The sequence below is a fragment of the Demequina sp. NBRC 110056 genome (genome assembly GCF_002090155.1).
Classification (GTDB): domain Bacteria; phylum Actinomycetota; class Actinomycetes; order Actinomycetales; family Demequinaceae; genus Demequina.
Genome location: NZ_BBRM01000006.1, coordinates 335,829 through 356,939, shown reverse-complemented (window position 1 = coordinate 356,939; position 21,111 = coordinate 335,829). Strand labels below are relative to the sequence as shown.

The window sequence follows — 21,111 nt, the reverse complement described above, 5'->3', positions numbered from 1 at the left end:
GTGAGGTTGTGAACGCGGTCGGCGGGCGTTGATCCGTCGAGTGCGGTGTGGGCGCGATGGTGATTGTAGTGATGGAGCCAGTCGTCGTAGGTGGCTGCGCGGGCGGCGTCTGAGCGGTAGGTCTGGGCGTAGGCCCATTCGGCGGCAAGGGTCCGGTTGAACCGTTCGACCTTGCCGTTGGTTTGCGGCCGGTAGGGCCGAATGCGGACATGGGTGATGTTGTCACCGAGGGCTTGAGCAAACACTCTCGAGCGGTAGCACGAGCCGTTGTCTGTCATCACGGCGGTGACGGTGATGCCATGGTCGGCGAAGAACGCGTTCGCTCGATGCCAGAACGCGGCCGCGGTCTCCTTGCGTTCGTCGGCGAGCTGTTCGGAGTAGACCAACCGGCTGCAGTCATCAACGGCGTGGTGGAGGTAGGCGTAGCCGATGCCGCGTTTGCCACTGTTGTGCCGGCCGGTCTTCTTGCCGACCTTGCGCCAGCCTCCACCGTCGGGGATCCGACCGAGCTTCTTGATGTCGACATGCACGAGTTCGCCCGGGGTGTCCTTGACGTAGTGGACGGGCTTGGGCTTGCGCACCGCCAGCCCGGTGGCCTGGTCCAGGTGATGCAGCAGCGGCATCCGATAGCGGGCCAGCACCCGCCCCACGGTCGAGCGGGGGATCCCCAGGTGATAGCTGATGCGGTGGGGACCCCAACGGCGGTTGAACCGCAGTGCAATGATGCGTCGCTCGCGCCTGAGCGACAACCGGCCCGGACAATGGCCCGGCCGCGACGACCGGTCAACCAGTGCCAGCCCGGCACGATACCTGCCAGCCCACCGCGACGCGGTGGCCGGTGACACCTGGAACCGTTCAGCCGCTCGCCGCACCGTCCAATGGTCATCAACGATCAGTGAAGCAAGCCTGCGACGCCCCTCGGGCGTCAAGGGAGCGTTAGCGTGGGTCACGAAGGCCTCCGTGGAACGAAGTGAGTGTGGTAACCCACATCGTCCCGGAGGTCTTCGCTTACTTCACGCGTTCACAACCTCCCAGGGAAGAACAGCTAGCGCGACCGGTGCGCCTCCAGCGCGGCGAGCAGCGCCTCGCGATCCCGCGCGTAGTCCGCGAGCGCCTCGGCACGGCGCGACCGCTCGGAGGCCTTGAGGGCGAGGTGCTCGACCCACGACACACGGCGGGTGACGACCTCGGTCACGTGGGTCCACTCCACGCCGGCCGCGCCTGACGAGAACGACTGCGTGCTGCGCGTCACCCCTTCGGGGAACGCGACGGAGGTGGTGTAGCTGCGGGGCCTGTCGAAGGCCTCGATGACCTGCTCGAAGGTGTGCAAGCCGCCGTCGGGCGTCCTCGCCGTCGCCACCATGCGGCACCCGGGCTCGCCCCAGACGCCTTCGATCACGTCGATGCGCTGGATCCTCGGGTCGAACTCGACCTGGGCCGCCCGGTCGTCGATGTAGCGCCACACCTCGTCGAGCGTGGCCGGCACGACCGTGAGGTGCTCGGTCCGGAACCTGTACACGGGCATGGCGCCACACCCTAGCGGCGCCGGCCGACCCGCGCACCGGGATCCTCCGCCGTCGAGTGCCGATGCGGTCTTGCCCGCGCGAGCGCATCGGCGCTAGCCTGAGCGAGTACGCCCACACGCGTGCGCGGCAGCGCGCACGCACCCCAGGGAGGCCAGCGAGATGAGCACCGAGCGACGCGCCGCAGCGCAGTCCTCGCCTGCCCCGCTGATGGGCCTCTCCGGCGCATGCATGTGCATGTGCTGCTGCTGTCTGTAGAGCGCTGACGCGCGCCCGCTGACCCGGGCAGCCCGCACGCCAGCGCTCGCCCCGGCATCGAATCCGGTGCAATCACGTTGTTCACCCTGGACACGCCCCTGTGCGGGCACCCACCCAACGAAGGAAAAGGATCCATGGCAAAGATCTACGAGGACGCGACCGCCCTCATCGGCAACACCCCGCTGGTCAAGATCAACTCCCTCACCGAGGGCGTCGACGCGACCGTTCTCGGCAAGCTCGAGTTCTACAACCCGGCCAACTCCGTCAAGGACCGCCTGGGCGTCGCGATCGTCGACGCCGCCGAGAAGGACGGCTCCCTCAAGCCCGGCGGCACCATCGTCGAGGCGACCTCGGGCAACACCGGCATCGCGCTCGCGATGGTCGGCGCCGCGCGCGGCTACAACGTCGTGCTCGCGATGCCCGAGACCATGTCGAAGGAGCGTCGCGCGCTGCTGCGGGCCTTCGGCGCCGAGCTCGTGCTGACGCCCGGACCCGAGGGCATGAAGGGCGCCGTCGACGCGGCCCTCGCCATCGCCGAGGAGCGCCCCGGCTCGATCCTGGCCCGCCAGTTCGCGAACGAGGCGAACCCCGAGATCCACCGCCGCACCACCGCGGAGGAGATCTGGAACGACACCGACGGCGAGGTCGACATCGTCGTCGCCGGCATCGGCACCGGCGGCACCATCACGGGCGTCGGCGAGATCCTCAAGGCGCGCAAGCCCGAGGTGCAGATCATCGCGGTCGAGCCCAAGGAGTCGCCCATCCTCAACGGTGGCGAGCCCGGCCCGCACAAGATCCAGGGCATCGGCGCGAACTTCGTGCCCGAGGTGCTCAACACGGAGATCTACGACGAGGTGATCGACGTCGACTCCGAGACCGCCGTCGCGACCGCCCGCGCCGCCGCCCGCAAGGAGGGCCTGCTCGTGGGCATCTCGTCGGGCGCGGCGCTGCACGCCGCCATCGAGGTCGCCAAGCGTCCCGAGAACGCCGGCAAGACCATCGTCACCATCATCCCGTCGTTCGGCGAGCGCTACCTCTCCTCGGTGCTCTACGCCGACCTGATGGACTGAGTCGGAAAGGCTGGCACGTCCCCGCATGACTGACCGGATCGGCCCGCTCGCCCTGGCGATCGAGGACATCAACACCGCGATGCGCCGCGACCCCGCGGCGCGTTCGCGGCTGGTGATCGCCCTGTCGTACCAGGGAGTCCACGCCGTGTGGCACCACCGGGTGGCGCACTGGCTGTGGACCCATGGCCTCAAGTCCTACGGACGGCTGTGGTCGCAGTACGCCAGGCGCAGCACCGGGATCGAGATCCACCCAGGAGCCACCCTCGGGCGGCGGGTGTTCATCGATCACGGCATGGGCGTGGTGGTGGGCGAGACCGCGGTCGTCGGCAACGACGTGCTGCTGTTCCACGGCGTGACGCTCGGCGGCGTCACCATGAGCCCAGGCAAGCGCCACCCGACCGTCGGCGACCGCGTCGTCATCGGCGCCGGCGCCAAGGTGCTGGGTCCGGTGCACATCGGCTGCGACGCCCGCATCGGCTCGAACGCCGTGGTCGTGAAGGACGTGCCGGACGGCGCGACCGCGGTCGGGATCCCCGCCAAGATCCGCGACCACCCGAACGATCGCGAGGCGGGCACCGCGGCGTCGTCGGTCGATGCCGGCGACTCGCACCGCCACCCGGATCCGGACGCGATCCCGACCGAGCTCGCCGAGCGCGAGCCCGCCATGTACTGGATCTGATCCACGCGCGACGAGGCCCCGGCTCCCGTGAGGGAGCCGGGGCCTCGTCATGTGCCCCTCGGCTCACGCCGGACGGACGCTGCGCAGAGGTCCAACGACGCTGTGCGAGTGTCCTGAGACGCTGTGCAAGGGTCCGGACATGAGAACGAGCCCCGGCCGGACGGATCCGACAGAGGCTCGTCGCCCCAGGGGGGTGGGGCTGGTCCCAGGGGGGTGGGACTTCTCTGGCGCCTGAGCGGCCGGGGGGACGGCGCTTCAGACGCGAACTTCAAGGATACATTCTCACGAGTGCGAAGAATGCACCGTCAGCGACGGGGGTGTGTCGCGACTATGCGGCGAACGACCGCAGCATCCAAGCGGCCTGCTCATGGGCGTCGAGACGCGCGTTGAACAGGTCGGCCGTGGCGCCATCTCCGGCGTCCTCCGCGACCTCCACGAGGGGACGGATCAGCCGTGCGACCGTCTCGTGGTCGCGACGCAGGTTGTTCACCATCTCCATCGCGTCCTCGGTCGGCTCCCGGTCCTGGATGGTCGCGAGCTCGAGGAACTCGGCGAGCGACCCGGGCGCGGTGTCCCCGAGGGCACGCAGGCGCTCGGCGAGCACGTCGGCCGCCTGGAACAACTCGTTGTACTGCTCCTCGAACATGAGGTGAAGCGAGCGGAAGTGCGGGCCGGTCACGTTCCAGTGGTAGCCGTGGGTCTTCGCGTACAGCGTGAAGGTGTCCGCGAGCACCTGCGACAGTCCGGAGTTGATCTCCTTGAGGTCGGAGTCCTTGATGCCGATCTCGGGCGTCTGCTCAGTCAACATGGTTCCTTTCTCCTCTCACCAAAGGGTGCGACGTGACGCCGAGGACAACCCTCCCGCCAGGCCCGGCATTCCCGTTTTCCGGAATAGTGGCGCTGCGGGTACGTTCCGTAGGTATGAGCGTCGAGATCCCCTTCGAGCACGCCGGCGAGGCCTGCCCCGCCCCGGCGTCCGGTCACGCGCCCGGTGACGAGGAGCTGGTGGAGCTGCTCGCCACGGCCCGCACGGTCGCGGTCGTCGGCGCGTCGCCGAGCGACCACCGCACCTCCTACGGCATCGCGACGTGGCTCATGGGTCGCACGCCCTACGAGATCTACCTCGTCAACCCGCGCGCGGGCGAGCAGGAGATCCGTGGCCATGGGTTCTACGACTCGCTCGACCAGCTTCCGGTGGTGCCTGACATCGTCGACGTCTTCCGCCGCTCGGAGCACGTGCCGCCGGTCGCCGACGAGGCGATCGCCGCGGGCGCTGGCGCGCTGTGGCTGCAGCTCGGCGTCGTCCACGACGCGTCAGCGGCGCAGGCGACCGCCGCCGGCCTCACCGTGGTGCAGAACCGTTGCATCAAGGTCGAGTACGAGCGCCTGCGGGATCGCATCGAGGCCGCGCGGGACGCCTGAAGCCGTCCGCCGCGCGCCCGCGACTGCCGGGTGACACAATCCCCTGGTGACCACTCCTGACGGCTACCGCCTCATCTCGCCTGATCGCGATCGATCGGCCGAGATGCTCCACGTCGTGGGCTTCGCCTTCGGCTTCACCGTGCCGGCCAAGGAGGCCGACTTCATCGACCGGATCATCCCGTTCGACCGGGCCCGCGCGGTCGAGATCACGGACTCGGCGCGCGGCCCCGAGGGCGCGCTGGCGGCGGTGCACGCCTCGTTCCCGTTCACCACGCGCGTGCCGGGCGGTGCCACCGTGCCGACCGCGGGGCTCACCTGGGTCGGCGTCCATCAGGGTCACCGGCGCCGCGGCCTCCTGCGCGCGATGATCGCCGACCACTTCGAGCGCTCCCTCGCCCGCGGCGAGGTCATCTCGACGCTCTACGCCGCGGAGACCGCCATCTACCAGCGCTTCGGCTACGGCCTCGCGGCGCCTGCGCTGCGCATGGAGCTCGCCCGCGGCACGGCGCTGCGCGACGTCGACGGCGCCGACGAGCTGACAGTGACGGTCGACTCCGCGGACGCCGCTCGCGACGGTGAGATCGTGCGCGACGTCCAGCGACGGCTGCAGCGCCCCGGAACCGCGACCTCGTTCCCCGATGAGTACGTCGCGGACCTGTTCCTCGACATCGAGTCCGACCGTGACGGCGCGGAGGAGCTGCGGATCGTCGTCGTCCGCGACGGCGACGTCCCCGTCGCCTTCGCGCTGTTTGCGCGCAAGGAGTCGTGGAGCGACGCCGGTCCCGACGGCAAGGTCAGGGTCCGGTGCTGGGCGGCGCTCGACGCCGCCGCCACCCACCGACTGTGGTCCGTGATGGTCGACTTCGACCTCATGGGCGCCACGCAGGTCGACAAGATCGCGCCGGGCGACCCTCTCGTGCACCTCCTGAAGGAGCCCCGCGGCGCCAAGGCCGCGCACTACGACAACCTATGGCTGCGCATCCTGGACCTCAAGGGGGCGCTCGAAGGACGCGGCTGGTCCGCCGACTGCGACGTCGTCATCGACGTCGCCGACGAGCAGCTGCCGGCCAACGCGGGCCGCTGGCGGATCCGCGCGACGTCCGGCAACGCGACGGTCGAGCGCACCGAGGACGCCGCCGACCTCACGATCGGGATGCAGGAGCTCGGCGCCGCGTATCTGGGCGGCCCGACGCTGTCGGCGCTCGCCGCCGCGGGGCTCGTCCGCGAGCACGGAGCGGGCGCGGTCACCGAGCTGTCCCGGGCCATGGCCTCCGACGTCCAGCCCGTCGCGAACCTCAACTTCTGAGCGGGCCCCAGCACGTGCATCGGCCCTATTCCCGGCCGTGGGAAAGTCCGCAAGGTTTGGGAAACGCCAAGAGATCTGAAAGCCTGGACGGATGAAGAAGGCAGAGGGTTACCAGTCCATCTCCGTTCCTGAGGACCGCCTCGACGAGCTGTTCCAGGTGGTCCAGTGGGCCTTCGTCGGCGAGTGGCTGCTCGAGGACCGGCAGGACTACGTCGACGCGATCCCCACCGACCGCGCGCGTGGCCTCGAGGTCACCGACGAGCGCCGCGGCGAGGTCGGCGAGATCGCGGCCGTCCACGCCAGCTTCGGCACCGAGATGATCACGCCGGGCGGGCGACGCGTGCCCACCGCGGGCCTGTCGTGGCTCGGCGTGCACCCCTCGCACCGCCGCCGCGGCCTCATGACCGCGATGATGCACGACCACTTCTCGCGCTGCATCGAGCGCGGCGAGGCCGTGAGCGCGCTGTACGCGATGGAGGCGGAGATCTACTCGCGCTTCGGCTACGGCATGGCCTCGCAGACCGTGAAGGCCTCGATCCCGCGCGGCTCGCGCATGTGGAAGGTCGACGGCGCTGACGAGCTCACGGTGCGCCTCGAGCGCGCCGACTTCGACAAGCACGATCAGCTGGTCGCTGACCTGCAGGCCAAGCTGACGCGCCCCGCGACGATCCTCAACCCCGTCGGTTCGGGCCGCAACGCCCGCTTCACCGACCCCGTCGGCAACCGCAAGGGCTACGAGAAGTGGCGCATCGCGATCGTCGAGGACCGCGGGGAGCCCGTCGCCTATGCGTTCTTCCGCCGCAAGGCGGACTCCGAGGTGGGCATCCACGACGGCGTCTGCCAGGTGCGCGAGCACGGTTCGCTCAGCCCCGCCGCGTCGCAGCGGCTGTGGCAGACGCTGCTCGACTTCGACCTCGTCGGCACCACCCACACCGAGAACCTCGCGACGGACGACCCGCTGCTGCACCAGCTCAAGGACGCCCGCGGCGCCCGCTCGAAGGTCATCGACAACCTGTGGGTGCGCCTGCTCGACGTGAAGACCGCGCTCGAGTCGCGCGAGTACTTCCACGACTGCGACGTGACCTTCGCGCTCACCGACAAGCACGTGCCCGACAACGCGGGCGTGTGGCGCATCGTCGTGTCCGGCCCGGACGCCGTGGTGACGAAGGTGGGCGACGACCCGACCATGCCGGCGGACCTGTCGATGGACGCGCGCCACCTGTCGACCATCTACCTGGGCGGCACCTCGGTGGAGTCGCTCGCCGCCGCCGGCCAGATCCGCGAGCACACCGCCGGGCAGGCGCGCGAGCTCGCGGTGTCGATGCTGTCGCCTGTCGCGCCGCTCGCCAACTGGGACTTCTAGGCTGCGCTTAGCCTCGGGTTTGCGTCCCGGCCTGCGCCTTGGCCTGCGCCGGCGCGCCCTGTGAGGTGCTCACGGCACGTTTCGGTACGCGAGCGTGCGCTCAGCACCTCACGGCGCGACGGCGCTGCCGGGTGAGCACGGCCGTTCCGCGCGCTGGCTCCCCGCGTCAGCGAGTGTGCTCGTAGCGCGTCATCTCGTCGATGCGGCGCTGGTGGCGCTCGTCGCCCGAGAACGGCTCGTTCACGAAGGCGTCCGCGATCGCGGCCGCCTCGTCGAGGGTGTGCATGCGCGCGCCGATCGAGCCGACCTGCGCGTCGTTGTGCTGGCGCGCCAGCCGAGCGGTCTCCTCAGACCAGATGAGCGCCGCGCGGATGCCGGTCACGCGGTTCGCGGCGAGCTGCTCGCCATTGCCGGAGCCGCCGATCACGATGCCGAGCGTGTCCGGCTGCACGCGCACCGCCTCGGCCGCCGCGATGCAGAACGACGGATAGTCGTCGAGCGCGTCGTACTCGTGAGCGCCGTGGTCGACGACCTCGTGGCCTGCCTCGCCCAGGTGGGCCTTGAGGTGCTCCTTGAGCTCGTATCCGGCGTGGTCCGCGGCGATGTGGATGCGCATGTCCCCATCCTGCCAGGACTGGCCTGGCACCGCGTCCTCGCCATCAGCGAAACCGCCCGCGGGTCGCCCGCGACCGCCCCTAGGGTGAGGACATGGCTCTTCACTCAGGGATCGACCAGTCCGAGTTCTCCCCCACCGTCCGCGCCGGCGACGACTTCTTCCGCTACGTCAGCGGGCCGTGGGAGGACGAGCACGTCATCCCCGACGATCGCGCGGCCGACGGCAGCTTCTACACGCTGCGCGACAAGGCGGAGAAGCACACCCGCAAGATCATCGAGGCGGCGGAGCCGGACTCGATCATCGGCGCGCTCTACCAGAGCTTCATGGACGTCGACCGGGTGAATACGCTCGGCACCGGACCGCTCGACGCGGATCTCGACGTCGTCGCGGGAGCCTCCGACCACGACGGACTCGCCGCCGCGATGGGCGCGCTCGAGCGCGCCGGCGTGACCGGCACCGTCGGCTACTACGTGTTCGCGGACAAGAACCGTCCCGACGACAACGTCGTGTACCTCTCGCAGTACGGCCTGGGCCTGCCGGACGAGGCGTACTACCGCGACGAGGCGCACGCCGAGACGCGCGCGAAGTACGTCGAGCACATCGACCGCATGTCGGCGCTCACGGGCATCCCGTTCGACGGCTCGTCCGTGATGGCCCTCGAGACGGCGCTCGCCTCGCACCACTGGGACGTCGTGAAGACCCGCGAGGCCGAGCTCACGCACAACCCCACGACGCTGGCGCGCCTCGCCGACGAGGCGCCCGGGTTCGAATGGGAGACCTGGGCCGAGTCCATCCGCCTGCCGGAGGCCGCTCGCGACCTGCTCATCGCCTCGGAGCCCAGCTACTTCGAGGGCTTCGCCCAGCTGTGGCAGGACACCTCCGTCGAGGCCTGGCAGGAGTACCTGCGGTGGCGCATCGTCAACTCCCGTGCCCCGTACCTGACGGAGGAGATCTCGAAGGCGAACTTCGCGTTCTACGGCACCGTCCTGTCCGGCGCGACCGAGCAGCGGAAGCGCTGGAAGCGCGGCGTGGGCTTCGTCGAGTCCGTCGCCGGCGAGCGCGTGGGCCAGGTCTACGTCGACCAGCACTTCCCGCCGGAGTACAAGGAGCAGATGGACGCGCTGGTCGCGAACCTCATCGAGGCGTACCGCGTGTCCATCACGTCGCTCGACTGGATGACGCCGGCGACCCAGCAGCGCGCCCTCGACAAGCTCGCGCAGTTCACGCCCAAGATCGGCTACCCGGAGAAGTGGCGCGACTACACGGGCCTCGAGGTCACGCCGGACGACCTGCTCGGCAACGTGCGCAGCGCGTCCGCCTTCGAGGAGGACTGGGAGTGGTCCAAGATCGGCAAGCCCGTCGACCGCACCGAGTGGCTCATGACGCCGCAGACGGTCAACGCGTACTACCTGCCGATGGCCAACGAGATCGTGTTCCCCGCGGCGATCCTGCAGCCGCCGTTCTTCCACCCCGAGGCCGACGCGGCGATCAACTACGGCGGCATCGGCTCGGTCATCGGCCACGAGATCGGCCACGGGTTCGACGACCAGGGCTCGAAGTACAACGGCACCGGCGCGCTCGAGGACTGGTGGACCGAGGACGACCGCGCCGCGTTCATGGAGCGCGCCAACGCCCTCATCGCCCAGTACGACGGCTACTCCCCCAAGCAGCTCGACGGTTCGCATCACGTGAACGGTGCGCTGACCGTGGGCGAGAACATCGGCGACCTCGCGGGCGTCGAGATCTCCCTCAAGGCCTACGAGATCGCGCTGGGCGGCTCGATCGACGACGCCCCCGAGGTCGACGGCCTCACTGCGGCGCAGCGGTTCTTCATCGGCTACGCGCTGACCGAGCGCATGAAGGTGCGCTCCGAGGCGCTCGTCACGCGCCTGTCGACGGACCCGCACTCGCCCAGCGAGTTCCGCGTCAACGGCATCGTGCGCAACATGCACGCGTGGTACGAGGCGTTCGGCGTGACCGACTCCGACGAGCTGTGGCTCGCCCCCGAGGAGCGCGTCAGCATCTGGTAGCGCCGATGCGCGTGCTTCCCGGGTGCGCGCGCTGGGGTTATCGTGGGCTCAGGCCCCGCGCTGGACGGGGCTGTCCCCGACGGAAGGAGCAGCATATGGCTGAGAAGCAGAACATCGACCTGATCGACAAGGGCGCCACCGAGGCGCCCGCCGCCGAGACCGGCGGATGCTGCGGCGGCAGCTGCGGCTGCGGCAACTAGTCGACCGCATCCTTCGAGACGGAAGGCGGGATCGGGCCCTCGGGCCCGGTCCCGCCTTTCGCATCTGCGCACAACGGCGGTGGCGCGGTTCAGCTGGCTGCGACGATCTGAGCGGAGAGCTCGTCGAGGAACGCCCCGAACTCGTCGTCGGCGTCGATCCGCGCGCGCACCTGAGCCGCCTGCTCGGCCGATGCGCGTAGCGCGTCCGCGTGCTCCGCGACGAAGGCGTCGACCTCCGCCTGCTGCAGCGCTGACTCTGCCTCGCCGAACGCGGGGCCGCACGCATCGATCGCCGCCTCGCCTGCCGCGGTCTCCTCGACGGTCTCGTAGAACCAGTCGTCCGCGGGGTCGAGGTCCGTCACCACGCCGTGGTCGGCCAGACAGGCCGAGAACGCCTCGCGCGCGTCCGCGAGCTCCGGGGCCGCTCGAAGGTCCGCGAGCTCCTCGGACATCCGCGCCGCGAGCGCCGCGCTGGGGAAGGTGACGTCGAGCTCCTGCAGCCCGACCTCGTAGCATCCACCCGGGTACGCGTCGGCGTTCCACCAATGCGTCGTCGTGCGCTCGATGTCCTCGAAGCCCATGCCCCAGTCGCGGAACCTGTCGAACAGCGCATCTCCGTAGTACGCGCGATACTCGGCGTCGGCGGCCGCCCTGCCGCGCGCCGCGAGCCGTTCGTCGTTCTGGTGGGGCGAGGTGAAGGCCGCACGCAGCTCGCCGGAGCCGTCGCCGCCGGCGCGCCCGAGATCCTCCAACGTCATCGCCGTGCCGTGGCCGAGGCCCCTCACCTCGAGCGACCATTCGAACCCCGCCTCGGCCATGCACTCCTGCGCGGCGACGGCGGCGCGCCACTGCTGCCAGAGGCGGATCGCGTACTCGGGGTCGACGGGCTCGCCGCCGAACCCCGCGAAGTGCGGCACCCGGGCGAGCTCGGCGTCGGTGAGCGGCTCGGCGGTGGTGAGCGGCTCGGCCGTGGCGTTCGCGACGCGGGACGGGGACGCCGACGGAGCGGCGGTTGCGCTCGGCGAGGCGGACGTGCCAGCGCCGGGAGGCTCCTTGTCGTACGCCACGGGCGCCGCGTCGGTCGAGCACGCCGTCAGCGCCGCCGCGGTCGCGATCACGGCCGCGGCTACGGCCCAGGGACGCCTCATGTCGGTGACCCTAGCGGCACACGACCCGTCACCGGGACTGCTGCGCCGCGAGCGTCGCGTAGAGGCCGCCTGCCGCCTCGAGCTCCGCGGCGGTGCCCGACTCGACGATCGTCCCGCCGTCGACCACATGGATGACGTCCGCCTCGGCCACGGTGGAGAGCCGATGCGCGACGACGAGGGTGGTGCGGCCCTCCGCGGCGCGGTCGAGCGCCGCCTGCACCACTCTCTCGCTCACGGTGTCGAGAGCGCTCGTCGCCTCGTCGAGCAGCAGCACCGGCGGGTCCTTGAGCAGCACGCGAGCGATGGCTATGCGCTGCTTCTCCCCGCCGGACAGGCGGTAGCCGCGCTCGCCCACGACCGTGTCGTAGCCATGCTCGAAGCGCTCGATCTGATCGTGGATGTTGGCCGCGCGGCACGCCGCGATCAGCTCTGCGTCCGTCGCGTCGGGCTTCGCGTACCGGAGGTTCTCGGCGATCGTCGCGTGGAACAGGTAGGTCTCCTGGGTGACGACGCCCACCCGCTCCACCACCGACTCGTGCGTCAGCTGCCGCACGTCCTCGCCCGCGAAGAGGACCGCGCCTCCGCTCGCCTCGTGCAGGCGCGCGGCGAGATAGACGACGGTCGTCTTGCCTGCCCCCGACGGTCCGACGAAGGCGATGGTCTGGCCGGGCTCGGCCACGAAGCTGACGCCGTCGAGCGTCGCCCGCGCCTCCGCAGGCGCGTCGGGGTAGCGGAAGGTCACGTCGCGGAACTCGACCCGGCCCATGGGTCCGGGCGCCGCGGAGGCGTCGCGCGCATCGGCGCTGTCCCGGATCGCGGGCTCGAGGTCGAGGTACTCGAAGATGCGCGCGAACAGCGCTCGGGACGTCTGCACCTCGAGGGCGACGCGCATCAGCGCCATCAGGGGGAACAGCAGGCGACCCTGGATCGCGGTGAACGCGACCACCGTGCCCGCGGTGATCGTGGGATCGAGCCCCTGGTCGTTGGCGCGCGCGATGAGGATGCCGGCGACGAGGTAGATGACGGCGGGGACCGAGCTCATGATGACGGTCACGAGGCCGAAGAACCACTGCCCGGACATCGATAGGCGCACCTGGAGGTCCACCTGGTTCGCGTTCTCGTCGGCGTACCGCCGCGACTCGAGGCGCTGACGGTTGTAGACCTTCGACAGCAGGATGCCGCTCACCGACAGCGTCTCCTGGGTGATGGCCGTCATCTCGGACAGCGACTCCTGCGTGCGCGACGCCAGGCGCGCGCGGATCTGGCCGACGCGGCGCTGGACCATCACGAGCAGCGGCATCATCACCACGGCGACGAGCGTCAGGCGCCAGTCGAGCAGGATCATCGCCACCAGCGAGGCGAGGACCGTCACGGAGTTGCCGACGATCGACGACACGAACGTGGTGAGCACGCCGGACACGCCACCCACGTCGTTCTGCAGGCGGGACTGGATGACGCCGGTCTTGGTGCGCGTGAAGAACGCGAGGTCCATCGCCTGGAGCCGGTCGAACAGCTGCATGCGCAGGTCGCCGGTGACGCGGTTGCCGACGGACGACGTGACGTACGTCTGCCACACTCCGAGCGCCGCCGTGGCGAGGAAGATGACGACAACGAGGCTCACCAGCTCTGCCAGCAGCGTCAGGTTGGGCCCCGCGGCGTCGGGCGGGAACAGCGCGTCATCGAAGATGCGCTCGATGATCAGCGGCGGGATCACTCCCGCCGAGGCGGTGATGATGACGAGCGTCGCCGTCAGGGCCAGCTGTGAGCGGTAGGGCCTGAACAGCGATCCGACCCGGCTCCACAGGTGCGGGATCTCCGGCGCCTCGGCGTTCGCCGCGCGCTGCGCGGCCTCGTCCCGCCCGGCGATCCGGCGTGTCGGTCCGGGGCCCATCGCCTGCCGGTAGGGGCCTGGCGGCGTGGGGTTCGGCATTCCGCCAGCGTAATGCTGGCGAGCACGGCCGCCGCGCGCTGGCGGCGGCTGTGAACGCTCGGTGAACGCCCCTTGATATCCTGATGGGCATGCCCAACCACGCTCCGCTGCACGACAGCGGGCACCCCGCCGACGAGACGTCGGCGACTCCGCGCCTGGGCAAGCTCGACGTGTCCGTCGAGGAGATCCGCGCCCTGGGACAACCCCAGGCGATTCGCGGCCGCGCGACCGCGGAGCACTGGAGCGCGGACCTGTACTGGCGCAAGATCTCGCCGCGCCTGACCCGCCGCTTCCTTGCCGCGGGGCTCACCGCGGACGCCGTGACGATCGGCGTCATCGCGACCGGATGGCTCGCGGCGCTGTCGCTGCTCATCCCGTCGATCGCCGGGCCGTTGCTCGCTGCCGTGTTCGCGCAGCTGCAGATGCTGGTCGACGCCTCAGACGGCGAGGTCGCGCGCGTACGCGGCACGTCGGGACCGCGCGGCGTGTTCCTCGACAAGATCGCCCACTACACGACCGAGGGCGGCATCCCGATCGCCCTGGGAGCCGCCATCGCGATCGAGCGGGGCGACGTGCTGCCGCTCGCCCTCGGCGCGCTGCTGGGCTGCATGGTGCTCATGAACAAGGCGCTGAACGACGCCGTGCACGTGTCGCGCGGGTCGGTGGGTCTGGGCAAGATGGAGGACTCGACGGAGGCTCGGCGCATCGATCACTCGGTGATCGGCCTGGCGCGCCGCGCGTTCAACGTGCTGCCGTTGCACCGCATCTATCACTCGGTCGAGATGACGCACCTCATCCTGCTCGCCGCGCTGGTCCAGATGGTCGTCGGCGCCCCCGTGACGTGGTGGCTGCTGATCGCGATGTGCGCCGTCACCCCCATCGTGCTGGCCGGCCACTTCGTCGCGATCCTGGCCTCCCCCAAGCTGCGTCCCGTGCGCTGAGGCGCGCTCGCGGCGCCCGCGCGGGCTGACAGACTGTGAGCATGCCCGCCCCCCACGTCGCGTTCTACGAGCCTCGCATCCCGGAGAACACGGGCAACGCGATCCGTATGGTGGCGTGCACCGGTGCGCACCTGCACCTGATCGAGCCGCTCGGCTTCGACCTGAGCGAGCCCAAGCTGAGGCGAGCCGGCCTCGACTACCACGACCTCGCGTCGGTCACGGTGCACGCGTCCTTCGAGCAGCTGCTGTCCGCGATGCCCGGCGCACGGGTGCTTGCCTTCACCGCGCGCGCCGAGACCGTCTACGCGGACGTGTCCTACCGGCCGGACGACGTGCTGCTGTTCGGTCCGGAGCCCACGGGGCTGCCGGAGGAGGTCATGGCGCACCCGCGCGTGAGCGACCGCGTGCGGATCCCGATGCTACCGGGGCGACGCTCGCTCAACCTGGCGAACTCCGCGGCGATCGTGACGTACGAGGCGTGGCGCCAGGCGGGCTTCGACGCCTGACGTCGCGTCACGGGACCGGGTGGCGGTCGTCGTAGTCCCGGAACGACGCGCCGATGCGCGGGTTGCGCAGTCGCGTCAGGACGGCGATGAGGCCGACGATCGCGATCCCGCCCAGGAGCGGCGGGCACCACAGGGCGGTGGCGACGGCGAGCGTTCCCGCGTACATGTCGCCCACCCGCGGCCCGCCGGTGACGACGACGATGAAGATGCCCTGCAGACGTCCCCGCAGCCCATCCGGGACGGCCTTGATGAGCATCGTCTGGCGGAAGATCGCGCTCACCTCGTCCGAGGCGCCCATGCCCACCATCGCCAACCCGCACAGGATCAGCGCCGGCCAATAGACGCCTCCCCAGCCGGGCGCCGCCTCGTGATCGATCACTCCCATCACCGCGACGGCCACGCCGAAGAGGGCGGCGAAGACTCCGAACGCGGTGATGGCTCGCGCCACGGCGACGCCGTGCCGATGCACCCGGGCGACCGGACCGGAGAAGAGGCTGACGAGGATCGTGCCGACCGCACCCGCCGCGGTGAGCGCCCCGACGGTCAGCGAGCCGCCACCCACGATGGTCGCGCCCAGCGCGGGGAACAGCACATAGGGGCGCCCGAACGTCATGGCGACGATGTCGACGATGAAGCTCATGCGGATGTTCGGCGCGCGCCTCAGGAACCCGAGCCCTTCACGCAGCACGGGCCAGCCGGCCTGCACCTTCTCCCCGAGGCGCGGCAGCGCCGGCAGCATCCACACGCCGAGGAAGCCGAACGTGAACAGGACCGCGTCGACGGCGAAGGTCCACGCCAGGCCGATGGTGGCCGCGAGCACCCCGGCCAGGGCCGGCCCGACGGTGAGCGTCGTGCCGAACGCGATGCCGTTGAGCGCCGCGGCGCGAGAGATCATGTCGGCCGGGAGGATGCGGCCCACCAGCGCGGTGCGGGTCGCGCTCGAGATGGTCGCTGCGACCGCGTTGAGGGTCGTCACGACGTAGAACGGCCACACGGGAGCGCGTCCGCCTTCCGACACCAGCACCGCGTCCCAGGTCGCGAGCGCGACGAGCGCGAGCGTGCTCGACCACGCCACGAGGCTCGACAGGATGAGGAGTCGACGCCGGTCGAAGACGTCCGCGAGCATGCCGCCCCACAGCCCCGCGACGATCATCGGCACCAGCGCGATGCCTCCGACGAGGCCGACGGCGAAGCTGGACTCCGTCATGTCATAGATCTGCAGTCCCACCGCCACGATGGACATCTGCGCGCCGATGCCCGAGACGGCGCCACCGAGCCACAGTCGCGCGAAGGCGGGGCTCGCCTTCAGGGGCGCCAGGTCGACGAGGCGCCGCTGGCGTGGGGCTGGGGAGTCGGGCACCGGAGAATCCTATGACCGGGGTGGTGGCGGGGCCGTCGTGTCGCCGACTAGCGTGCGGCCGGGGCGGGCGCGGTGGCGGACTCCGCGCTCACCGGGGCGGCATCGCGCGTGATCGCCCAGCCAGCCAGCGCGCACGCGACGCCCGGGACCACGAGGGCGAGGCCCGCCCAGGTGGGCGCGACATAGCCCCACCCGGCGGCGATCACGGCGCCTCCGAGGAAGGCTCCGAGGGAGTTGCCGAGGTTGAGGGCCGAGTGGTTGACCGCGGCCGCCATCGTCTGCGCGTCGCCCGCGACGTCCATGAGTCTCGTCTGGATCGCGGGCGAGATCGCCGCTGCCGCGAGGCCCACGAGGAAGAGTCCGGCGAGCAGGCCGGCCCACGAGGTCGGGGCGAGCAGCGCCAACGCGAGCAGGGAGGCCGCGAGCGCGCCGAAGAGGATGAAGACGGCGCGCATCGCGCCGCGGTCCGCCATCCATCCGCCGATCACGTTTCCGACGGTCGTGCCGACGCCCAGGACGATCAGCGCGATCGGCACGAGCCGCTCCGGCATGCCCGTGATCTCCGTCGCCAGCGGGGACACGTAGGTGTAGACGGCGAAGAGGCCGCCAAAGCCCAGTGCCCCGGTGAGCAGCGCGAACCACACGGCGGGTCGGGTGAACGCGCCGAGCTCGCGGCGCATGGTTGCGTGGGGGTCTCCCGGCTGTGCGGGAACCAGCGCGATGATCGCCGCCGTGCAGACTGCGAAGACCCCGGCGACGGCGAGGTAGGCGATGCGCCACGAGGTGTGCTGGCCCAGGAAGGTGATGCTCGGCACGCCGACGACGTTCGCGATCGTGAGGCCCGCGAGGACGTAGGCGACGGCTTGGCCCCGCTTGCCCGGTCCCATGAGGGTGGCCGCGACGAGGGCCGCGACGCCGAAGAACGCCCCGTGCGGCAGGCCGGAGAGGAACCGGAACAGCACGACGAGCTCGAACGTGGGCGCGAGTGCCGACGCGATGCTGCCGACCGCGAAGGCGACGGTGAGCCAGGCGAGGATCTGCTTGCGGGGGAACCGCGCGGACAGGGCGGCGATCGTGGGTGCGCCCACGACCACGCCGATGGCGTAGGCGGAGATCACGATGCCTGCGCGCGCGAGGGCGTCCTCTTGGCTCGACGCCCACGTGTCCGGCAGGAGGTCACGCGCGATGTCCGGCAGGAGCCCCATCGCGACGAACTCGGTGGTGCCGATCCCGAAGCCGCCGAGGGCGAGGGCGAGCAGCGCGAGGCGCGTGCGAGCAGGGCTGAGGTCGGTCATGGTGTCGCTCTCCGGGATCGTGGCGTGGTGGCGCTCGCCGTCGAGCGGTGTCCGCGGCAACGCGGATCGGCGCCATCGTATGCCCGCTGGGCCGCCGCCAGTCTGACCGGTCCGTCCCCAGGGCGGCGACCGCATCGGCCCTTCCTCACCGTGCGGGCGCACAGGTCGACCCCGTTCCACAGATGCTTAACGTGTGATGCATGCGAGCACTAGAGGTCGGGCATCTCGCCCGCCACGCACCGATCGTGGACGCGCTGCGCCACGGCGACCGCGACGCCCGCAGGCGCGGCCGGGCCGCGCAGGACGGGCTGGCCATGACAGCGATCCAGGCGCACTACGCCCAGTACCTCGTGTGGGCGGCCCGCGGGTTGGCCATCTCCACGCTCGCCGCGCACACCCGCACCACCCCCGCGAATGTGAGCCAGGTGCTCACCCGCATGGAGCGCGAGGGGCTCGTGCGGCGCGTCACCTCCACTATCGACGCCCGCTCGAAGATCGCCCGCATCACCGCGTACGGCGCCCATCAGTTCTGGCTGCTCGTACGACGGATGCAGCGCATCGAGGACGGCTATCGCGACGCCACGGACGCTGACGCGAGTGCCGCTGGACGGCGTCTCGACCACGTCCTGCGCCCGCTCGCCGGACCCCTTCCGCGACTGCTGCCCGACCTGCCCTGGCGGCTGCGGCGGCCACGAACGGTGGCACCGCGCGCGCCGTGACAGAATCGCCCCATGCCAGGTACCAACCTCACTCGCGCGGAGGCCCAGTCCCGCGCCGCCATCGTCTCCACCGAGACGTACGCCGTCGAGCTCGACCTCACCACCTCCGAGGAGACCTTCCGCTCGACCACCACCGTCCGCTTCTCCGCCACCCCGGGCGAGTCGACGTTCATCGACCTCATCGCGCCCACCGTCCACGCGATCACGCTCAACGGCGTCGACCTGGATCCCGCGGAGCACTTCGCCGACAGCCGCATCGCGCTGCCGGCGCTCCAGGGCAGCAACGAGCTGACCGTCGTCGCGGACTGCGCGTACATGAACACGGGCGAGGGCCTGCACCGCTTCGTCGACCCCGAGGACGGCGAGGTGTACCTCTACTCGCAGTTCGAGGTCGCCGACACCCGGCGCGTCTACGCCGTGTTCGAGCAGCCCGACCTCAAGGCGGCGTTCACGTTCACCGTGACGGCCCCGGAGCACTGGCACGTGCTGTCCAACAACCCTGGCACCAAGCACGCGGTGGCCGATGCGCAGGTCACCATCGCAGACACCGTCCGCGGCGTCGCCCGCTGGGAGTTCACCGAGACCACCCTGCTGCCGTGCTACGTCACCGCGATCGTCGCGGGCCCCTACCACCGCGTGGAGGGCACCGTCGAGTCGCGCAAGGGCACCCTGGGCGCCGACGTGTACTGCCGCAAGGCGCTCGCGCCGTACCTCGACGCCGACGTCATCCTCGACGACACCCAGAAGGGCTTCACCTTCTACGAGGAGAAGTTCGAGACCGACTACCCCTTCGAGAAGTACGACCAGATCTTCGTGCCGGAGTTCAACGCCGGCGCCATGGAGAACGCCGGCTGCGTCACCTTCCTCGAGGACTACGTGTTCCGCTCCAAGCCGCCGCAGGCCCGGGTCGAGCGCCGCACGGTCACGGTGCTGCACGAGCTCGCGCACATGTGGTTCGGCGACCTCGTCACCATGCGCTGGTGGAACGACCTGTGGCTCAACGAGTCGTTCGCGGAGTACGCGTCGACCGTCGCGACCGTCGAGACCACCAAGTGGAAGAACAACTGGGTCACGTTCAACTCGCTCGAGAAGACGTGGGCCGCGCGTCAGGACCAGCTGCCCAGCACGCACCCGATCATGGCCGACATCAAGGACCTCGAGGACGTCGAGGTCAACTTCGACGGCATCACCTACGCCAAGGGCGCGTCCGTGCTGAAGCAGCTCGCCGCGTGGGTGGGCCAGGACGAGTTCTTCGCTGGCGTCGCCGAGTACTTCCGCAAGCACCACCACTCCAACACGACGCTCAAGGACCTTCTCGTCGAGCTCGAGGCCACCTCCGGCCGCGACCTCGCCGCATGGTCCGAGGTGTGGCTCGAGAAGGCCGGCATCACCACGCTTCGGCCCGAGATCGAGGTCGACTCCAACGGCGACATCGTGTCGTTCGCGGTGCTGCAGGAGGTCCCCGACGAGTGGCCGACGCAGCGTCCGCACCGCCTCGGCATCGGTGGCTACGACGTGGTGGTCGACTCGGTGGGCAACGCGAGCCTTGAGCGGTCGATGTACGTCGAGACGGACATCTCCGGCGCGCGCACCGAGATCCCCGAGCTTCTCGGCAAGCACCGCCCTGCGCTGATCCTCGTCAACGACTCCGATCTCGCCTACGCGAAGGTGCGCCTCGACGACCAGTCCCTCGCGACCGCCGTCGAGCACGTGGGCGGGTTCTCCGACCCGCTGGCCCGCTCGATGGTGCTCACCGCCGCATGGGACATGACGCGCGACGGCGAGATGCCCGCACGCCAGTTCATCGAGCTGGTGCTGGGCACCCTCGGCCGCGAGTCCGAGTCCACCACGGTGCTGGTGCTGCTGCGCCAGCTCGCGACCACGCTGTCGCTGTACGTCCACCCGGACGCCGCGGAGGCCGCGTGCGCCGAGACGTCGGAGACGCTGTGGAAGCTGGCGATCGAGGCCGAGCCCGGCTCCGACACCCAGCTCCAGCTCGTCAAGGCGTTCGCGTCGATGGCGTGCACGGACATCCAGCTCGACAACCTCCAGGGGCTGCTGGACGACAAGCTGCACCTCGAGGGCCTGGACGTCGACGCCGACCTCGCGTGGGACCTGCTGATCGGCCTCGTGGTCGGCGGCCGGATCGACGAGATCGGCATCGAGATCCAGCTCGGCAAGGACGCCACGGCCTCGGGCCAGCGCCGCGCCGCGCACGCCCGTGCTGCCGTGCCGACGGAGAAGGGCAAGCGCGCCGCGTGGGACCTGCTCGTCAACGCCGAGAAGGACCTGCCCAACGCGCTGCAGTTCGAGGCCACCTCGGGCTTCGCCCACGTCAACGACACGACGCTGCTCGAGCCGTACGTGGACGAGTACTTCGCGTCCGTGCGCCGCATCTACGCGGACAAGACCAACGAGATGGCCACGACCCTCATCGAGGGCCTGTACCCGACGCAGCTCGCGGGCCGCGTGCCGGACTTGCAGGACAAGGCCGACGCGTGGCTCGCGGCCAACGCCGACGCGCACGATGCGCTCAAGCGCCTCATCATCGAGGGGCGCGACGGCGTCCGCCGCGCCCTCGTGAACCAGGAGCGCGACGCGCAGCAGTGATGCCGGCGGGACGCCTGTCGCGCCCCGCCTCCCGACGCCCGGGCCCCGCACGGGGCCCGGGCGTCGTCGCCTCCGCCGACCGCGCATCGGCGCTCCGCACGGCCATCGCACGACCGCCGCACGGCCACCGCGCGC

Annotated in this window: 18 protein-coding genes; 10 read left to right on the top strand and 8 right to left on the bottom strand. The window is 70.6% G+C overall.

The features are described 5' to 3' along the window. On the bottom strand, positions 1 to 950 hold a 950-nt coding region (locus B7K25_RS11575), incomplete at its 3' end, for an IS481 family transposase (protein WP_084106230.1). A gap of 95 nt (positions 951 to 1,045) precedes the next feature. Further along, complete coding sequence (locus tag B7K25_RS11570; RefSeq protein ID WP_084106194.1) at positions 1,046 to 1,525, bottom strand: SRPBCC family protein; 480 nt, start codon at positions 1,523 to 1,525, stop codon at positions 1,046 to 1,048. Positions 1,526 to 1,915: 390 nt separating this feature from the next. Between B7K25_RS11570 and cysK the strand changes: the two genes are divergently transcribed. Beyond that, complete coding sequence (cysK, locus tag B7K25_RS11565; protein WP_084106193.1) at positions 1,916 to 2,851, top strand: cysteine synthase A; 936 nt, start codon at positions 1,916 to 1,918, stop codon at positions 2,849 to 2,851. Positions 2,852 to 2,876: 25 nt separating this feature from the next. Further along, positions 2,877 to 3,530: a serine O-acetyltransferase gene (gene cysE / locus B7K25_RS11560; protein WP_084106192.1), complete on the top strand. Its 654-nt coding sequence runs from the start codon at positions 2,877 to 2,879 to the stop codon at positions 3,528 to 3,530. A gap of 328 nt (positions 3,531 to 3,858) precedes the next feature. Here cysE and B7K25_RS11555 read toward each other — a convergent pair whose 3' ends face one another. Continuing rightward, a complete protein-coding gene (locus B7K25_RS11555) occupies positions 3,859 to 4,338 on the bottom strand; it encodes a Dps family protein (protein WP_084106191.1) in 480 nt (159 codons plus the stop codon). Positions 4,339 to 4,451: 113 nt separating this feature from the next. Here B7K25_RS11555 and B7K25_RS11550 point away from each other — a divergent pair, with 113 nt between their 5' ends. From B7K25_RS11550 to eis, 3 genes are all read left to right on the top strand, one after another. After that, positions 4,452 to 4,952: a CoA-binding protein gene (locus B7K25_RS11550; RefSeq protein WP_084106190.1), complete on the top strand. Its 501-nt coding sequence runs from the start codon at positions 4,452 to 4,454 to the stop codon at positions 4,950 to 4,952. Between the two features lie 46 nt (positions 4,953 to 4,998). After that, the gene (locus B7K25_RS11545) at positions 4,999 to 6,258 is read left to right on the top strand and encodes a GNAT family N-acetyltransferase (RefSeq protein ID WP_084106189.1); all 1,260 of its coding nucleotides are present in this window, start codon (positions 4,999 to 5,001) and stop codon (positions 6,256 to 6,258) included. Between the two features lie 91 nt (positions 6,259 to 6,349). Next, positions 6,350 to 7,621, top strand: a complete 1,272-nt coding sequence (gene eis, locus B7K25_RS11540) for an enhanced intracellular survival protein Eis (protein WP_084106188.1) — start codon at positions 6,350 to 6,352, stop codon at positions 7,619 to 7,621. Positions 7,622 to 7,787: 166 nt separating this feature from the next. Here the strand turns inward: eis and B7K25_RS11535 are convergent, their stop codons facing one another. Then, entirely contained in the window at positions 7,788 to 8,237 is a 450-nt protein-coding gene (locus B7K25_RS11535; protein WP_084106187.1) for a ribose-5-phosphate isomerase, read from the bottom strand. A gap of 92 nt (positions 8,238 to 8,329) precedes the next feature. Between B7K25_RS11535 and B7K25_RS11530 the strand changes: the two genes are divergently transcribed. Next, positions 8,330 to 10,267 (top strand): M13 family metallopeptidase, encoded by a 1,938-nt coding sequence (locus B7K25_RS11530; RefSeq protein WP_084106186.1) that lies wholly within the window; start codon positions 8,330 to 8,332, stop codon positions 10,265 to 10,267. A gap of 289 nt (positions 10,268 to 10,556) precedes the next feature. On the opposite strand, the gene B7K25_RS11525 is transcribed toward B7K25_RS11530, so the two are convergent. Both B7K25_RS11525 and B7K25_RS11520 read right to left on the bottom strand, forming a co-directional pair. Next, entirely contained in the window at positions 10,557 to 11,615 is a 1,059-nt protein-coding gene (locus tag B7K25_RS11525; RefSeq protein WP_144018986.1) for a hypothetical protein, read from the bottom strand. A gap of 28 nt (positions 11,616 to 11,643) precedes the next feature. After that, complete coding sequence (locus B7K25_RS11520; protein ID WP_084106184.1) at positions 11,644 to 13,506, bottom strand: ABC transporter ATP-binding protein; 1,863 nt, start codon at positions 13,504 to 13,506, stop codon at positions 11,644 to 11,646. Between the two features lie 128 nt (positions 13,507 to 13,634). On the opposite strand from B7K25_RS11520, the gene B7K25_RS11515 reads away from it, so the two are divergent. Both B7K25_RS11515 and B7K25_RS11510 read left to right on the top strand, forming a co-directional pair. After that, on the top strand, positions 13,635 to 14,486 hold the full coding sequence (locus B7K25_RS11515) for a CDP-alcohol phosphatidyltransferase family protein (RefSeq protein ID WP_144018985.1): 852 nt from the start codon (positions 13,635 to 13,637) through the stop codon (positions 14,484 to 14,486). 41 nt (positions 14,487 to 14,527) lie between these two features. Then, positions 14,528 to 14,992 carry a tRNA (cytidine(34)-2'-O)-methyltransferase gene (locus B7K25_RS11510; protein WP_084106182.1) on the top strand — a complete coding sequence of 155 codons (465 nt, stop codon included), beginning with the start codon at positions 14,528 to 14,530 and terminating at the stop codon, positions 14,990 to 14,992. A 7-nt stretch (positions 14,993 to 14,999) separates the two neighbouring features. Here B7K25_RS11510 and B7K25_RS11505 read toward each other — a convergent pair whose 3' ends face one another. Continuing rightward, positions 15,000 to 16,352, bottom strand: coding sequence for an MFS transporter (locus B7K25_RS11505; RefSeq protein ID WP_200807952.1), 1,353 nt, complete (start codon positions 16,350 to 16,352; stop codon positions 15,000 to 15,002). A 47-nt stretch (positions 16,353 to 16,399) separates the two neighbouring features. Continuing rightward, positions 16,400 to 17,647 (bottom strand): MFS transporter, encoded by a 1,248-nt coding sequence (locus B7K25_RS11500; RefSeq protein ID WP_084106228.1) that lies wholly within the window; start codon positions 17,645 to 17,647, stop codon positions 16,400 to 16,402. 200 nt (positions 17,648 to 17,847) lie between these two features. On the opposite strand from B7K25_RS11500, the gene B7K25_RS11495 reads away from it, so the two are divergent. Further along, complete coding sequence (locus B7K25_RS11495) at positions 17,848 to 18,366, top strand: MarR family transcriptional regulator (RefSeq protein WP_084106181.1); 519 nt, start codon at positions 17,848 to 17,850, stop codon at positions 18,364 to 18,366. Between the two features lie 12 nt (positions 18,367 to 18,378). Further along, positions 18,379 to 20,976 (top strand): aminopeptidase N, encoded by a 2,598-nt coding sequence (pepN, locus tag B7K25_RS11490; RefSeq protein ID WP_084106180.1) that lies wholly within the window; start codon positions 18,379 to 18,381, stop codon positions 20,974 to 20,976. Positions 20,977 to 21,111: the final 135 nt, after the last annotated feature.

Coding starts and splice junctions, on each gene's coding strand:
- B7K25_RS11525 (WP_144018986.1), bottom strand. CDS start 11,615: ATGAGGCGTCCCTGGGCCGTAGCCGCGGCCGTGATCGCGACCGCGGCG.
- B7K25_RS11550 (WP_084106190.1), top strand. CDS start 4,452: ATGAGCGTCGAGATCCCCTTCGAGCACGCCGGCGAGGCCTGCCCCGCC.
- B7K25_RS11500 (WP_084106228.1), bottom strand. CDS start 17,647: ATGACCGACCTCAGCCCTGCTCGCACGCGCCTCGCGCTGCTCGCCCTC.
- B7K25_RS11530 (WP_084106186.1), top strand. CDS start 8,330: ATGGCTCTTCACTCAGGGATCGACCAGTCCGAGTTCTCCCCCACCGTC.
- B7K25_RS11570 (WP_084106194.1), bottom strand. CDS start 1,525: ATGCCCGTGTACAGGTTCCGGACCGAGCACCTCACGGTCGTGCCGGCC.
- B7K25_RS11520 (WP_084106184.1), bottom strand. CDS start 13,506: ATGGGCCCCGGACCGACACGCCGGATCGCCGGGCGGGACGAGGCCGCG.
- cysE (WP_084106192.1), top strand. CDS start 2,877: ATGACTGACCGGATCGGCCCGCTCGCCCTGGCGATCGAGGACATCAAC.
- B7K25_RS11515 (WP_144018985.1), top strand. CDS start 13,635: ATGCCCAACCACGCTCCGCTGCACGACAGCGGGCACCCCGCCGACGAG.
- B7K25_RS11495 (WP_084106181.1), top strand. CDS start 17,848: ATGCGAGCACTAGAGGTCGGGCATCTCGCCCGCCACGCACCGATCGTG.
- B7K25_RS11555 (WP_084106191.1), bottom strand. CDS start 4,338: ATGTTGACTGAGCAGACGCCCGAGATCGGCATCAAGGACTCCGACCTC.
- cysK (WP_084106193.1), top strand. CDS start 1,916: ATGGCAAAGATCTACGAGGACGCGACCGCCCTCATCGGCAACACCCCG.
- pepN (WP_084106180.1), top strand. CDS start 18,379: ATGCCAGGTACCAACCTCACTCGCGCGGAGGCCCAGTCCCGCGCCGCC.
- B7K25_RS11510 (WP_084106182.1), top strand. CDS start 14,528: ATGCCCGCCCCCCACGTCGCGTTCTACGAGCCTCGCATCCCGGAGAAC.
- eis (WP_084106188.1), top strand. CDS start 6,350: ATGAAGAAGGCAGAGGGTTACCAGTCCATCTCCGTTCCTGAGGACCGC.
- B7K25_RS11535 (WP_084106187.1), bottom strand. CDS start 8,237: ATGCGCATCCACATCGCCGCGGACCACGCCGGATACGAGCTCAAGGAG.